Here is a 13,027-nt window from a genome sequence, read left to right as displayed (position 1 = left end):
GGGGCCGATATACCCAGATAGCTGAAGTTCTGGTCGACAACGCCGCAACTTCACTGCATAAAAGGGTATTATGCGTGTCGTGTTATGTAGGAGAAGCAACATGCAAGAAGGGCAAAACCGTAAGACATCTTCTCTGAGCATTCTCGCAATTGCCGGAGTAGAGCCGTACCAGGAGAAGCCGGGCGAAGAGTATATGAACGACGCTCAGCTGGCTCATTTCAAGCGTATTCTTGAAGCATGGCGCAACCAACTCATGGATGAAGTGGATCGAACTGTATCGCACATGCGCGATGAAGCCGCTAATTTCCCCGATCCCGTGGATCGTGCTGCGCAGGAAGAAGAGTTCAGTCTCGAACTGCGTAACCGTGACCGTGAGCGCAAACTGATCAAGAAAATCGCCAAAACACTGGTGAAAATCGAAGAAGAGGATTTCGGATTCTGCGAATCCTGTGGCGTCGAGATTGGCATCCGCCGTCTGGAAGCACGTCCGACCGCCGATCTGTGTATCGACTGCAAAACATTGGCAGAGATACGCGAAAAGCAAATGGCAGGATAATCTTCCTGCTCAGAATCGGCTCCTGCCCCGCAGGAGCCGGCTCCAGGCATGTTACCGCTGATGAATGATGTTCATCACTCTATCTTCTTGTCTGGATAAAACGCTGACGAGATAGCACCAACCTCTTATGTCTGGAACCGCTGGTTGTACCGAAAAAAACCGTTTTGCTGAAATTAATGGTTTTACTGAAGCTAATAGTTTTACTGAAATTAATCGTCTTGCTGAAACCAGCCCTTCTCCTGAATCACCACCCTTTACTGAAACCGACCACTATGTCGGACGTTTTGCGCCTTCTCCCTCTGGCGATCTGCATTTTGGCTCACTCATCGCCGCACTGGGTAGTTATCTGCAAGCGCGTTCCCAACAAGGGCGTTGGCTGGTACGCATTGAAGACATCGATCCGCCACGGGAAATTCCCGGTGCCGCCTCCCGCATACTTGCCCAGTTAGAACACTACGGCCTGTACTGGGACGGCGATGTGATTTACCAGTCACAACGCCATGCACGTTACCGTGAGATTCTTCAGCAGTTACAACAGCAGGGAATGAGTTATTACTGCACCTGTACGCGTAGCCGTATTCAGCAGCTAGGTGGGCACTATGACGGCTATTGTCGGACGCGTAATCTTCCCGCCGACAACGCCGCACTACGCCTGCGCCAAACGACGCCAGTATTCCATTTTCACGATAGATTGCGTGGTGAGTTGTATGCCGACACGGCACTCGCGCAGGAAGATTTTATTATTCACCGCCGCGACGGACTATTTGCCTATAATCTGGCCGTCGTGATCGACGATAACGATCAGGGTATTACGGAGATCGTACGCGGCGCCGATCTCATCGAGCCAACAGTCCGACAAATTTCGCTCTATCAGCAGTTAGGCTATGCGATCCCGACCTATGTTCATCTGCCGCTGGTTCTGAATACAGACGGAAATAAGCTTTCCAAACAAAATCATGCACCGGCGTTACCGACTAGCGATCCGCGTCCCGTGCTGCTTGCCGCACTGCAATTTTTGCATCAACCGCTGCCGGAACACGCTCAGGACATGACGCTTTCTGCACTGCTGGCATGGTCTGTCGCGCACTGGTCCCTTGATGTCATCCCGCTACAGGCGGCAATAAACGCGTCCGCGATCACATCAGCATTCTCAAAGGGGCATTGGTGAGCTATGATTAGCCGCTATTTTTAGTGACGCGCCATTCTTAGCCGTCACCCTTGCAGGCCGTCACCGGGGCGATGTCAAAAATGTCTCCCGGACGTTTTTTGCTGTGCCGTTGATTTATCCATCACTATCGAGGTGTATTATCTTTTCCCGAGTTGCTAATTTTTGCCGTAAAGTACTGAATCGTGAGAACGACATGGTCGAATTAGAGGAACCACATCAGCATCTGACGGTGATTCCGCGTGACCAACACACTATTTCACGCAGCGACATCAGCGATAACGCGCTGAAAGTACTTTATCGCCTGAACAAAGCGGGCTACGAGGCTTATCTGGTTGGCGGCGGCGTACGCGACCTGCTGCTGGGTAAAAAGCCGAAGGATTTTGATATCACCACTAACGCCACACCCGATCAGGTGCGCAAGTTGTTCCGCAACTGCCGCTTGGTTGGACGTCGTTTCCGTCTCGCCCATATTATGTTCGGGCCAGAGGTGATTGAAGTTGCCACGTTCCGTGGTCACCACGATCAGCATCAGGAACAGCAGGAAACCAAGAATTCTTCTCAGCAGGCACAGAGCGGCATGCTGCTACGCGACAATATTTTCGGCTCGGTTGAAGAAGACGCCCAGCGTCGCGATTTCTCGATCAATAGCCTCTATTACAGCATCGCTGATTTCAGCGTCCGTGACTATACCGGTGGCCTGAACGATCTGCGTCAGGGCGTCATCCGTATGATTGGCGATCCTGAAACACGCTACCGTGAAGACCCGGTGCGTATGCTGCGCGCCGTCCGTTTTGCCGCCAAGCTGAACATGACGGTCAGCCCGGAAACCGCCGAACCAATTCCTCGTCTGGCCTCGCTGCTGCACGATATCCCTGCTGCGCGTATGTTTGAAGAGTCGCTGAAGCTGCTTCAGTCAGGGCATGGCTATCCAACCTATAAAATGCTGTGTGAATATCAGCTGTTCCAGCCGCTTTTCCCGCTGTTGAGTCGCTATTTCACACCAAACGGCGATTCTACGCTGGAGCGTATGGTTGCACAGGTATTGAAAAATACCGATCAGCGCCTGCAAAACAATATGCGGGTCAATCCGGCATTTTTGTTCTCTGCCATGCTGTGGTACCCGCTGATTGAACATGCACAAAAGCTGGCTCAGGAAAGTGGTCTGGCCTACTTTGATGCCTTCTCACTGGCAACAAACGATGTACTGGATGAACAATGCCGTTCTCTGGCGATTCCTAAACGCATTACTTCGTTAGTCCGTGATATCTGGCAACTGCAAACGCGTCTGTCTCGTCGTCAGGGTAAACGCGCTTATAAGCTGATGGAACATCCTAAATTCCGTGCCGCGTATGACCTGCTTTGCCTGCGTGCCGAAATTGAAAACCATCAGGAGCTGCTGCGTCTGGCTCAGTGGTGGGGGGAATTCCAGGTTGCTGCGCCGCCACGCCAGCAAAACATGCTGAAATCGTTGGATGATGGCCCGACGCCACACCGTCGCTCCCGCCCTCGCCGCCCGCGTAAACCGACTACGACACGCAGGGATCAAGCCTGATGGCACGAGTGTATCTGGCGCTGGGCAGCAACCTTGCCCAGCCTTTGCAACAGGTACGCGCTGCACTGGCTGCGCTGGATGCGATTCCACAAACCCGCGTCGTTCACTGCTCCTCGTTTTACCGTAGTCGTCCGCTCGGCCCGCAGGATCAGCCGGATTACCTGAATGCCGTCGTTGAGCTGGAAACTGAATTAGCCCCCGAGTCGCTTCTCGATCGCACACAGGCAATCGAGCTGGAACAAGGCCGTGAACGTAAGGAACACCGCTGGGGGCCGCGCACGTTGGATTTGGACATTCTGCTGTTCAGCGATACCGTCATCCAGACTGAACGCCTGACCGTGCCGCATTACGACATGAAGAATCGCGAATTCATGCTCTACCCGCTCGCGGAAATCGCCCCTGAACTGACATTCCCCGACGGTGAAACACTCGCCCAACGGCTAACCCATGTCGATCGCAACGGTCTGACATTGTGGGACAACAGCAATCCCGCCTAAGCCATAATAAAGCCTACCTACAAGCAGATTGAAGCGCGACGGGTATATCGCTACTCGTCAGCTTACATTAGAATGTCCCCCTCAATTCTTCGCCCTATTGACATAGGAAGACCGTCATGAAACCGACGACTATCTCCCATTTGCGCCAATGGAAACAAGAGCAGCGAAAATTCGCTACGATTACGGCTTACGACGCCAGCTTCTCTCGCCTGTTTTTTGAACAAGGCATCCGTGTGATGCTGGTAGGTGACTCACTGGGCATGACCGTGCAGGGTCACGATTCCACCTTACCTGTAACCACCAGCGATATCGTTTACCACACCCAATGTGTTCGCCGTGGCGCACCGCTGGCGCTGGTTCTCTCCGACATGCCTTTTATGACCTATGCCACACCGGAACAAACCTTCAGCCAGGCCGCAGAGCTAATGCGCGCAGGCGCGAATATGGTGAAACTGGAAGGCGGAAGCTGGCTTGCACCGACGGTAAAAATGCTGACCGAACGCGCCGTGCCAGTTTGCGGTCATTTGGGTCTGACGCCGCAGTCCGTTAACATCTTCGGTGGCTATAAAATTCAGGGGCGGAGCGAAAGCGATGCTAATCAACTGCTAGCTGATGCGCTCGCGCTTGAAGAAGCAGGAGCGCAGCTGCTCGTGCTGGAATGCGTACCGGTCGCGCTGGCTAAACGCGTCACCGACGCGCTATCGATTCCAGTGATCGGCATTGGCGCAGGCAACGTTACCGACGGGCAGATTCTGGTTATGCATGATGCTTTCGGCATTACCGGTGACAAAACGCCTAAGTTTGCCAAGAACTTTCTGGCGCAAAGCGGCGGTGATATCCGCGCGGCGGTAGGCCTGTATGCACAAGAAGTCGAACAGGGTATCTATCCGGCCGAAGAACATTCATTTCATTAAAAAACGAGCATTCCGTTAATCGGACTTATACCCTAAATAATTCGAGTTGCAGGAAGGCGGCAAGAGAAAGAATCCCGATGAGCTTACTTGAGTAAGTGATTCGGGTGAGTGAACGTAGCCAACGCACATGCAGCTTGAAGTATGACGGGTATATTTTTTAGGAGTACGAGTGTGTTAATAATCGAAACCCCTCTGCTGCTGCGCCGCGAAGTCCGTCGCTGGCGTCAGGAAGGGAAACGCATTGCTTTGGTTCCCACCATGGGTAACTTGCATGACGGGCACATGACGCTGGTCGATGAAGCCAGAGCTCGCGCCGATATCGTTATTGTCAGCGTTTTTGTCAATCCCATGCAGTTTGAGCGGCCAGATGATTTAGCCCGCTACCCCCGGACGTTGCAGGAAGACTGCGAGAAATTGAATCGCCGCGGTGCCGATCTGGTTTTCGCACCGAGCCCGGATGTGATATACCCAAATGGACTGGAGTCGCAAACGTTTGTCGATGTGCCTGGACTGTCTTCTATGTTGGAAGGCGCCAGCCGTCCCGGCCATTTTCGCGGCGTAGCCACCATCGTCAGCAAGCTGTTCAATCTGGTACAGCCGGATGTAGCCTGCTTCGGTGAAAAAGATTACCAGCAGTTAGCGCTGATTCGGCAGCTCGTCCGCGATATGGGTTATGACATTGATATCATCGGTGTCCCTATCGTGCGTGCCAAAGACGGTTTGGCATTGAGCTCGCGTAATGGTTATCTCAGTGCTGAAGAACGCCAACTGGCACCCATACTTTATCAGCTGATGATGGCGCTTTCAGCGCAGTTGGACAACGGCGATCGCCAGATAGAGACCATGCTGGAACAAACCGCAGAGCAGTTGCGCGAAGCGGGCTTTACGCCTGATGAACTATTCATCCGCGATGCTGATACGCTACAACCGCTGAACACTGCCAGCACACGAGCAGTGATTTTGATGGCTGCCTGGTTAGGCAAGGCCAGATTGATTGATAACCACCAGGTCGATTTGACTGTATGAACCGAGGTAACAAAGCGATGATACGTACCATGCTGCAAGGCAAGCTGCACCGGGTCAAAGTGACTCAGGCTGACTTGCATTATGAAGGCTCTTGCGCCATCGATCAGGATTTCATGGATGCCGCTGGCATTCTGGAATACGAAGCGATTGATATCTACAACGTTGATAACGGTCAGCGTTTCTCTACCTACGCGATTGCGGGAGAAAGAGGTTCACGCATTATCTCCGTAAACGGCGCCGCCGCTCGCCTTGCCTGCGTGGGCGACAAACTGATTATCTGTTCCTATGTGCAGATGTCCGACGAGCAAGCCAGAAGCCACAACCCCAAGGTTGCTTATTTCTCTGGCGATAACGAGCTGCAACGTCAGGCCAAAGCGATTCCGGTTCAGGTTGCCTGATCGCTAAGCAAAAGGCGGTGTTACCACCGCCTTCTCATTCACATACTACGTCCGCAACCCGCGCCCGCGTTCAATCAGCCACCAGACCAGCAGATAAAACACCACGATAAAGGCAATCAGTACCGACATCGTGAATAGCAGCGGCACGTCCTGAATTCCGAGGAAACCGTAACGGAAGCCGCTAATCATGTACACCACCGGGTTCAGTTTAGACACAGCCTGCCAGAACGGTGGCAGCAGCGTCAGTGAGTAAAACACCCCGCCCAGATAGGTCAGCGGCGTTAACACAAACGTCGGAATCAGGCTGATATCATCAAAGGTTTTCGCAAATACCGCGTTCAATAATCCCGCCAGCGAGAACAGCATTGCCGTCAATAACAGCGTCAGAACAATGACCCACCAGGCATGAACGTGCAGCGGGACGAAGAACAGCGATACCGCCGTTACCAAAACTCCCACGCACAGGCCACGAGCGATACCCCCGCCAACATAGCCCGCGATAATCACGTGAGTCGGCACTGGTGCAACCAGCAGTTCCTCAATATTGCGTTGAAACTTGGCGCTGAAGAAGGAAGAGGCCACATTGGCATACGCGTTGGTGATCACCGCCATCATGATCAAACCCGGCACGATAAACTGCATGTAGGTAAAACCATGCATTTCGCCAATGCGTGAACCAATCAAGTTGCCAAAAATAATAAAATACAGCGTCATGGTGATCACTGGCGGCACCAGCGTCTGAATCCAGATACGCCCAAATCGGGTAACTTCTTTCACCCAGATACTCTGTAGCGCCACCCAATACAAATGCATCATGCCTTATCTCCCTTACCGCTTGTCCCATTCACCAGCGTGACAAACAGCTCTTCCAACCGGTTCGCTTTATTACGCATACTTAATATCGTTATCCCCTGTGCGTTCAACTGGCTGAATAGCGCATTCAGACCTTGCTCACGCATCACATCGACTTCCAGCGTTGACGTGTCCGTCAGGCGGAACGTGTAGCCTTCAAGCTGCGGCAGTGGGCTTTTCGCCGCCAGATCGAAAATAAACGTTTCTGATTTCAACTTGCCAAGCAACTGCTTCATTGAGGTATTTTCCACCAGCTCTCCCCGCTGGATGATCCCAATGTTGCGGCACAACATTTCCGCTTCTTCCAGATAGTGCGTCGTCAGGATAATCGTGGTGCCCTGTGCGTTCAGCTCCTTCAAAAAGCCCCACATAGAACGACGTAATTCGATATCTACACCGGCGGTCGGTTCATCAAGAATCAGCAGTTTAGGCTCGTGCATTAACGCACGCGCAATCATCAGACGACGCTTCATCCCGCCGGATAACATCATCGCCTTTTCGCTGCGTTTCTCCCACAGATCCAGCTGTTTCAGGTATTTTTCGGCACGCAGCAATGCATCCTGGCGTTTCACGCCATAGTAGCCAGCCTGGTTAACCACAATCTGTGATACCGTTTCGAACGGGTTGAAGTTAAATTCCTGCGGGACCAGCCCCAGTTGGCGTTTCGCATTCACTTTATCCAGCTCAAGGTCATAGCCGAAGACGCGAACTTTACCGGCGGTTTTGTTCACCAGCGAACTGATAATCCCAATCGTGGTGGATTTTCCCGCGCCATTTGGCCCCAGCAGCGCATAGAAATCCCCCGCTTCCACGTTCAGGTCGATCCCCCGTAACGCTTTGACGCCTCCCGGATAGGTTTTGGTTAATTGCGCCAGTTCCAGTGCATATGTCATAAGAAATGGATTGCCTTATTATCAGTGAGTTCTACAGGTTCGAAGTGTGACAAATTAATACTCTAAATAATTCAAGTTTCAGGACAAAACGTTAACGTTTTGAACAACGCAACGCGTTGGCTCTTTAGGGCGATGCTCAACTATGAGCATCGTAACGCGGCAAGAGAAGGACAAATTCGTCGGGAACGAATTTGTCCAGCCAACGGCTGGCCTCCGGTGAGAGACAGGATGTCTCTCATTTCATCCCGATGAGCTTACTCAGGTAAGTGATTCGGGTGACTGACAAATCTGCCAGAGGCAGATTTGAACGCTGCTTGCAGCGCCCCCAACGGGGCGAGGTCCACGCGAGTGGGCCGAGTAGCGCAGCCAACGTACATGCAACTTGAAGTATGACGAGTATAAACTATCGTTTTTCAAACGACGCATGTTGCCTTATATTACTCCCCACTGCCCCTTGTTTGTTACAGGTCATTTACTTTCATGAAAGAAATCGAAACGCTCATCGCGAACAACCAGCTTTGGTCTAAAACGATGGTGGAAGAGGATCCTGGCTATTTTGAACGTCTGGCGCAGGCACAACGTCCCCGTTTTCTATGGATTGGATGCTCGGACAGTCGCGTACCTGCGGAAAGTCTGACCAGCCTTGAGCCTGGTGAACTGTTTGTTCACCGCAATGTCGCAAATCTGGTTATTCACACCGACCTCAATTGCCTGTCTGTCGTGCAATATGCCGTCGAAGTTCTCGAAGTCGAACACATTATCATCTGCGGCCACTACGGCTGCGGCGGCGTTCAGGCTGCGGTGGAAAACCCAGAACTGGGTTTGATTAACAACTGGCTGCTGCATATCCGTGATTTGTGGTACAAGCATAGTTCGCTGCTGGGGGAATTGCCTCCCGAACAGCGCCTGAACACGCTTTGTGAAATCAACGTTGTCGAGCAAGTGTATAACCTCGGCCACTCCACCATCATGCAGTCCGCATGGAAGCGTGGACAGAAAGTCACGATACACGGTTGGGTTTACGGTATTCAGGATGGCCGTCTGCGCGATCTGGAAGTGACAGCGACCAACCGGGAAACGCTGGAACAGCGTTATCGCCGCGCGATTTCCTCTCTGCCTTGATTCACTGCCTGACGCCCACTCGCTGGGCGTCGCTCATGGCATCGGCCTTGTCTTGTCATTATTCCTGCGGAACAACCTTGCCGACGTAAGGTAAATGGCGATAGTGCTGAGCATAGTCGATACCGTAACCCACGACGAACTCATCAGGAATCGAGAACCCCACCCACTCGACCTTCACTGCCACTTCACGGCGCTCTGGTTTGTCCAGCAGCGTACAGATAGCCAGCGATTTCGGCTCACGCAGTTGCAGAATTTCCCGTACTTTGCTCAGCGTATTACCTGAGTCGATAATGTCTTCAACGATCAACACGTCTTTGCCGCGAATATCCTCATCCAGATCTTTCAGGATCTTCACATCGCGCGTACTGTTCATACCGCTGCCATAGCTGGATGCCGTCATGAAATCCACTTCGTGAGGGACGTCGATCGCCCGGCATAAATCGGCCATAAAGATAAACGATCCGCGTAATAGCCCTACCAGCACCATATCGCTGCCGCTATCACGGTAGTGTTCGCTGATCTGTTGCCCCAGTTCGGTAACCCGCGCCATCACTTCCTGCTCAGAAATCATGACTTCCACGGTATGTTTCATCATACTGATAACTCTTTGAAGTAAGGTATTCAGCACCATCGGCAGAATTACAGACTCATTATCGATGATGCGCCAATGCTGATGTTTACATCAGTCTGGGCAATGCCCAGGCGCGCGAAGTATATCAGAAACCACACCATGAAGGAGACATCATGAGCACGTCATCAGTGGATGTTTGCTACAAAGTGAATGCCCCGCTTTCCAGCCAGCAGTTCGTTGAGCTGTTGGCGAAAACCTCATTAGGGCCGCGCCGCCCTCTGGATGATGAGACCGCGATTGCCGGTATGCTTAAGCACGCCAACCTGCTGGTTTCCGCATGGCAAGGGGAGACACTGGTTGGCATTGCGCGCAGCGTGACGGATTTTCATTTTTGCTGCTATCTGTCCGACCTGGCGGTGTCAGAGGAGTGTCAGCATGCGGGAATAGGCAAGAAACTGATTCAACAAACCGCTCAGCAACTGGAAAAAGGCTGCAAAATCATTTTGCTGGCCGCGCCGCTGGCGGTGGATTACTACCCAAAATTAGGGTTTGAAAAGCACAATAGCACCTGGCTTATGCCTGCGGCAGATTTACACGACGAGGCGTAATTATTTCTTTTCAGAGCCGTCAGCCGGAGTGCTGGCGGCCGGTAAAGCAGGATACAAGACTGGCGGATCCGTCTTAATGCTTAAACGTACCTGCTGCCCCGGTTCAAACCAGTTACCGGTCTGCACCAACAGCATCAATTCTCCCAGCTTCACCCGATACAAGTTTGATGTCCCCATAAACAGCCGATCTTCTATCGACGCCGGACCATCGGGATCGAGCGCCAGCGCCACGTCTGCCGGTCGTACCATCCAGTCGCACTGTGAATCCATCGGCTGATTGAGTGGATGAGTCGCATGATGATCGCCCAATGGGCTTTGCCACTGGTGGTCGCTCATGATTTTCACGGGTAAATAGTTTGTATTCCCCATAAAATCAGCCACAAAGCGGCTATTCGGGCGATGGTACAGTTCGGAGGGATAACCCTGCTGCATAATCTTCCCTTCATCCAGCAGAATCAGATGGTCGGCGCAGGCAAAGGCTTCTTCCCGGCTATGCGTGGCAAAAACCGCCGCGACATGCCGCTGTTTAAGAACCTGCCGTAATTCGGTAATCAGACGATAACGGGTCTGACTGTCCAGACCGGGAAACGGCTCATCCAGCAACAGCAGTTTCGGCTCACAGGCCAGCGCACGGGCAATCGCCAGACGCTGTTGCTGTTCATTCGATAATTCATGTGGATAACGTGCAGCAACCTCATCCAACTGCAGGAGCGTCAGCATTTCCGCACAGATTGGCTTCACCTCGCTTTCAGGGCGGCCATATAGCCCAAACGCAATGTTGCCTTCCACGGTCAGATGCGGAAAGAGCGCGTAATCCTGAAAAATCAAACCAACCTGACGCAGTTCGGGCAGAACGTACGCTTGCGGCGAGCTGACGGGTTCACCTTCCAGCAAAACCTTGCCCTGAGTAATTGGTAGCAAACCCGCTATCACCTGTAATAGCGCCGTTTTGCCACAGCCGTTTCGGCCTAGCAGGCAGATTGTCTCATCGTCGCGTACGGCAAATGAGATGTTCTCCAACACAGGGGATTGCTGCAATGTACAGCTTACCGCCTGCACGTTCAGAATATCTATCGACGCGGCCATGTGATTATCCTTTTATATTCAGTGCGCGATTCAGCCAGAAAACGGGGATAAGCCCCACCGCCACCAGCACCAGCGCAGGAAAGGCAAATGACGCAACCTGCTCACTCGCCGTAAAGCGGAAAGCATACGTTGCCAACGTATCAATCCCAAAAGGGTGCAGCAGGAGCGAGACATTCAGCTCTTTCATACTTTCCGTAAAAATCAGCAGCGCCCCGATGAACAGGCTGCGACGCAACAGCGGAATATGCACGCGCGACCAACGGCTGAGGGGAGAGGCGCCCAGTACAAGGCTCGCGCTGTCCAGCGAGCGCGGAATGGCGTCCATACTGCGCTCAAGGCTGTCCAGCATCAGACGCCCGAATTTAACGCTATAGGCAAGGATAAGAATAAACAGCGACCCGGCCAGCAGGGCATCTGCAGTCGGTAACCCCGCTGCGTGGGCAAACAGATTAATCCCGTGATCCACCAGCGACAGCAAGGTAAATAGCCCAACGGCCAATACCGCACCGGGTAAAGCAAAGCTCAGGCTGACCAGCCGAACTGGCGTCTGATTGGCAAAGATCCCAGCCATGCGCGTGTAGAAGATAAACGATAGCGCCATCAGCGTAATGATGCCTGTCGCGGTAGCGGAGGCTAACAGGCTATTCATTATCGCGTGGAGGAACGCCATATCCCATACCGACATCATGTGCCGGAGCGCCAGAAATAACAGATACAGCACCGGGAACAGGAACGACAGACAAACGATTCCCCAACAGTAGCCACGCACCACCTTGCTGCGCCACCCACTCAACACGGGCGGAGCCACCTGAGAGGCGTTCGCTTGAGCTTGATAAATTTTCTGCTTACGGCGCCAAAGATTAACCAGAAACATCAAGAGGAAGATCGCAGGCAAGATCAGGACACCAAGGCGTGCTGCTGCGCCGAGATCGCCCTGCTTCTGCCAGATATCCAGCACCTGTGTTGTCATGGTTGGAATATTAAGGTAGGACGCCGCGCCATAATCGCCCAATGTCTCGACCACCACTAACGCGCCACCGCAGGCAATTGCAGGTAGCGCAATAGGCAAACATAAGCGGCGCAAAACCTGGGAACTCGTTTGGTTCAGTAAACGAGCCGAGTGAATCAAGCTGGCCGGCTGCTTCACTAGCGCCTCGCGTACCAACAGGTAAATGTAGGGATACAACACCAGCGCTAACACCAGACTTACGCAGCCCAGTGAAACAGATAGCCCAGCAACGTGGAATTCCTCCCACGACGATACAATCTGCAGACCGCCTTCCCGCAACAACGGCGACAGATGTCGTAACGCATCGGTATAAAGGTAAGCAAGCAAGAACGCGGGCATCGCGATCGGCAGGCAAAGCGCCCATTGCAATACACGATGGCCGGGAAAGCGATACATGGCGATAAACCAGGCCGAAGGCAACCCAAACAGTAAGCTGAAGAGAAGCGTGCCAATCACGATAACGACAGAATGTATCAGGTAGGTGGGTAACCCGATTTGCCATAGTTGGGCGAATCCCATCCCATCGGCAAAAAAAGCCTGATAAAAAACCGTTGCTAAAGGAAGCAGCAACAGTCCCGCCAACAACCAACTACTGACGCGCCAGACACCGGAGATCATAGAATCAAAACTGTATTGGATGAGATCGCTGTTATTAATAACAGAGCCTGACGGCGGCGTCATCGTATCAAACAACGATAAATGGGCTTTAATCCTGCGATTGCCTCAAGGTGATTTTCATCACCACACGTCAGTAAAATAAATATTAACCATTTCA

The 13,027-nt window shown here is 52.6% G+C and carries 14 protein-coding genes; 9 read left to right on the top strand and 5 right to left on the bottom strand.

The features are described from left to right. Positions 1 to 100: 100 nt before the first annotated feature. The 7 genes from dksA (at position 101) to panD (ending at position 6,111) form a co-directional block, all read left to right on the top strand. Positions 101 to 556 carry an RNA polymerase-binding protein DksA gene (dksA, locus tag I2D83_RS06065; protein ID WP_010280759.1) on the top strand — a complete coding sequence of 152 codons (456 nt, stop codon included), beginning with the start codon at positions 101 to 103 and terminating at the stop codon, positions 554 to 556. A gap of 127 nt (positions 557 to 683) precedes the next feature. Further along, entirely contained in the window at positions 684 to 1,724 is a 1,041-nt protein-coding gene (gene gluQRS / locus I2D83_RS06060; RefSeq protein WP_241007279.1) for a tRNA glutamyl-Q(34) synthetase GluQRS, read from the top strand. Between the two features lie 139 nt (positions 1,725 to 1,863). Continuing rightward, positions 1,864 to 3,276 (top strand): polynucleotide adenylyltransferase PcnB, encoded by a 1,413-nt coding sequence (gene pcnB / locus I2D83_RS06055; RefSeq protein ID WP_155116519.1) that lies wholly within the window; start codon positions 1,864 to 1,866, stop codon positions 3,274 to 3,276. Continuing rightward, positions 3,276 to 3,773 (top strand): 2-amino-4-hydroxy-6-hydroxymethyldihydropteridine diphosphokinase, encoded by a 498-nt coding sequence (gene folK, locus I2D83_RS06050; RefSeq protein ID WP_015841285.1) that lies wholly within the window; start codon positions 3,276 to 3,278, stop codon positions 3,771 to 3,773. Before pcnB ends, folK begins: the two co-directional genes overlap by 1 nt. Before the next feature lie 116 nt (positions 3,774 to 3,889). After that, a complete protein-coding gene (panB, locus tag I2D83_RS06045; protein ID WP_205947714.1) occupies positions 3,890 to 4,687 on the top strand; it encodes a 3-methyl-2-oxobutanoate hydroxymethyltransferase in 798 nt (265 codons plus the stop codon). 171 nt (positions 4,688 to 4,858) lie between these two features. Further along, entirely contained in the window at positions 4,859 to 5,713 is an 855-nt protein-coding gene (gene panC, locus I2D83_RS06040) for a pantoate--beta-alanine ligase (RefSeq protein WP_015841287.1), read from the top strand. A gap of 17 nt (positions 5,714 to 5,730) precedes the next feature. After that, a complete protein-coding gene (gene panD, locus I2D83_RS06035) occupies positions 5,731 to 6,111 on the top strand; it encodes an aspartate 1-decarboxylase (RefSeq protein WP_015841288.1) in 381 nt (126 codons plus the stop codon). 45 nt (positions 6,112 to 6,156) lie between these two features. Here the strand turns inward: panD and I2D83_RS06030 are convergent, their stop codons facing one another. Both I2D83_RS06030 and I2D83_RS06025 read right to left on the bottom strand, forming a co-directional pair. After that, complete coding sequence (locus tag I2D83_RS06030) at positions 6,157 to 6,927, bottom strand: ABC transporter permease (protein ID WP_015841289.1); 771 nt, start codon at positions 6,925 to 6,927, stop codon at positions 6,157 to 6,159. After that, the gene (locus tag I2D83_RS06025; protein ID WP_181848669.1) at positions 6,924 to 7,856 is read right to left on the bottom strand and encodes an ABC transporter ATP-binding protein; all 933 of its coding nucleotides are present in this window, start codon (positions 7,854 to 7,856) and stop codon (positions 6,924 to 6,926) included. The genes I2D83_RS06030 and I2D83_RS06025 overlap by 4 nt, the downstream gene beginning before the upstream one ends. A 480-nt stretch (positions 7,857 to 8,336) precedes the next feature. Between I2D83_RS06025 and can the strand changes: the two genes are divergently transcribed. Next, positions 8,337 to 8,978, top strand: coding sequence for a carbonate dehydratase (can, locus tag I2D83_RS06020; RefSeq protein WP_010280785.1), 642 nt, complete (start codon positions 8,337 to 8,339; stop codon positions 8,976 to 8,978). 58 nt (positions 8,979 to 9,036) lie between these two features. On the opposite strand, the gene hpt is transcribed toward can, so the two are convergent. After that, positions 9,037 to 9,570 (bottom strand): hypoxanthine phosphoribosyltransferase, encoded by a 534-nt coding sequence (hpt, locus tag I2D83_RS06015; protein ID WP_172644812.1) that lies wholly within the window; start codon positions 9,568 to 9,570, stop codon positions 9,037 to 9,039. A 152-nt stretch (positions 9,571 to 9,722) separates the two neighbouring features. Between hpt and I2D83_RS06010 the strand changes: the two genes are divergently transcribed. Next, the gene (locus tag I2D83_RS06010; RefSeq protein ID WP_015841291.1) at positions 9,723 to 10,157 is read left to right on the top strand and encodes a GNAT family N-acetyltransferase; all 435 of its coding nucleotides are present in this window, start codon (positions 9,723 to 9,725) and stop codon (positions 10,155 to 10,157) included. On the opposite strand, the gene I2D83_RS06005 is transcribed toward I2D83_RS06010, so the two are convergent. Together I2D83_RS06005 and I2D83_RS06000 are read right to left on the bottom strand one after the other, a co-directional pair. Next, the gene (locus I2D83_RS06005) at positions 10,158 to 11,243 is read right to left on the bottom strand and encodes an ABC transporter ATP-binding protein (protein ID WP_181830605.1); all 1,086 of its coding nucleotides are present in this window, start codon (positions 11,241 to 11,243) and stop codon (positions 10,158 to 10,160) included. It lies immediately after the preceding gene. 4 nt (positions 11,244 to 11,247) lie between these two features. Beyond that, complete coding sequence (locus tag I2D83_RS06000; RefSeq protein WP_205947713.1) at positions 11,248 to 12,933, bottom strand: ABC transporter permease; 1,686 nt, start codon at positions 12,931 to 12,933, stop codon at positions 11,248 to 11,250. Positions 12,934 to 13,027 lie beyond the last annotated feature (94 nt).

This window comes from Pectobacterium aroidearum (assembly GCF_015689195.1).
GTDB lineage: Bacteria > Pseudomonadota > Gammaproteobacteria > Enterobacterales > Enterobacteriaceae > Pectobacterium > Pectobacterium aroidearum.
Note: the sequence above shows the minus strand (reverse complement) of the source record. Positions and strands in the feature narration are given on the sequence as shown.